The 2,017-nt window shown below is 54.8% G+C and carries 2 protein-coding genes; both read right to left on the bottom strand.

Going from position 1 to position 2,017, the window contains the following annotated elements:
* The coding region (locus QCH34_RS11430; protein WP_300334274.1) for a hypothetical protein at positions 1–1,037 on the bottom strand (1,037 nt) is incomplete at its 3' end.
* Positions 1,038–1,249: 212 nt separating this feature from the next.
* Positions 1,250–2,017: UDP-N-acetylglucosamine-1-phosphate transferase (locus QCH34_RS11435; protein WP_300334276.1), on the bottom strand; the 768-nt coding region annotated here is incomplete at its 5' end.

Genomic DNA, 2,017 nt, shown 5'->3' on the forward strand with positions numbered 1-2,017 from the left:
GAAGTGTCATAGGTCAATCCCGATTTCGCCTGCAGCTCCCAGGTGTCGGGGATCTGCAGGTTCAGGTGATGCTGCCGGATCCCGGTCACCGGCCCACCGGCGATCGCCTCTACATGTGCCTTCTCCCGGGAAAGCAGGTCCCCGTCAACATACGACCGGTATGAACCGTGCAGCCCAATCTCGTGTCCCTCGCGTGCAAGATCCTTTATCAGGCCCCGTGCCTTTGATGTGTCGAGTGAACGGCAGCGACCCATAGCGTTCCAGGTGGATGGCTCAAGAAGGCTCGCAGGCATCGACTCTTCAAGAAAGAAAAACGTTGAGCGTATCTGTAATTCATCATCCATCTGACAGATCACGTCAAATGTCCAGTAGGGATCTTTTCCTCCAATCTTCTCCAGTAGCGATTGAAACTGGCGAAGAAGCCCAGAACCATCGCCCCGACGGGCACAACGGAGGGGGCGGGTGATCCACTGGTAGGTCTTTGCCAGCTCATCGACATCATGGGTAAGGCAGATTGCCGAGGTATGGTTCTCTGGCCAATGCGCTTTCGCTGCGAATGGCAATCCCTGAAGGTGGAATGCCCGCCGGATGCAGGAGAACAGCAGCGCCTCATACCCGTCAACAACCGGAACCGCAGGATCCCCGTCGGGCCCGAAAAAGGGGCGATCCCGCTCTCCGCATAGCCAGGCTCCCGTCTCGGCGAAAAGATCGAACCCTATGGAAAAGGTCGACCCATCACGCACAATGCAGGGATGCTGTTCACCATCCGCCGACACCCATGCGAGCACATCCTCGCCTTCGGGGACACGATCGAGTGCAGCGGAGAACGGAAGGCACCACCCCTCTCCGGACAGCTCCCCCTGTAGCGCTTCACCGGCAGGTTCATATGCTATCGTGATCCGCACCGGCGCATCCGCGGGCCGTCCCCCGTATCCGATAGCGACCGCTCCTAGATCGCCATCGAAAGGACGGGCTTTAATCCCCGATGTTGTAAAAAAATGGCGTATTCCAGCCAGACGGACCAGATCATTTGCCAAGGTGTTAAAGACAATCATATGCGTCTCGATACGAGCCTGTTCTCTTTACAAAACCAAAGAAATCCATACTCAACCTGCAGATCGTCCAGACGAGAGGATAACGAGCAGCAAAAAGAATCCACCTGACGCCAGCATAACCCCACTGAATGTCACCGATATCCCCTCAGGATCCTTGTATAATCATTCTATTCCAGAATCTCCAGTATCTCTCCTCATCCGGGCACCATAAACCCGATAGCGCAGAATACAGCGGTCAGCGCATACATCGCAATCGTCGACTCCTGCTCGGTGAGCCGGAAGTAATAGGGCAGCACCCATTTGAGCGTGAGCGGGTTTGGCACCTCGAGCGTGCCGTCATCCCGTACTCTGCCGAATTTGGCAATCGGATAGACGTTGGGGCGAAGCCGCCAGTACACATACATCAGGAAATTGACCGTGTGGGGGATGAGCATGATAAATCCGCTCACGATAAACCCTTCGATGACAATAATCGCCCCGATGGCGGCACCGACCGATAAGGCCCCGATATTTCCCCAGAAAATGCGGGCCGGGTATTTTTCAAACCACCAGTACCCCGCAACAGCCCCGGTCAGAGAGACGATGAAGAGGACATTTAAGATATCGCCGTGAAGCAGGCTCTTTATCACAAGGGTTCCGAGCACGATGAGCGACAATCCCGGCGCAAGCCCGTTGAAGCCCGAGTGCATGTTCACCAGATTCGCAACCACCGGGACATAGGTGGGAACAATAAGCTGCAGGTAGATGATATCGAAATCAACGACGCCGATGAAGGGAAGATGCACCGTCGTGATGCCAATAAAGGGAATGAGCGTATAGGAACAGTAGTAGAGCAGAACCAGCTTTGCCGGTCTACCGATATCGATGATGTCGTCGAGAATGCCAAACAATCCGAATAGTGCCACCACCATGACGATCGCGTAGTTGACGGGAGCGATGTAATTGCTATAGAAGAGCGATAT

It is taken from the genome of Methanocalculus sp. (assembly GCF_029762515.1).
Classification (GTDB): domain Archaea; phylum Halobacteriota; class Methanomicrobia; order Methanomicrobiales; family Methanocorpusculaceae; genus Methanocalculus.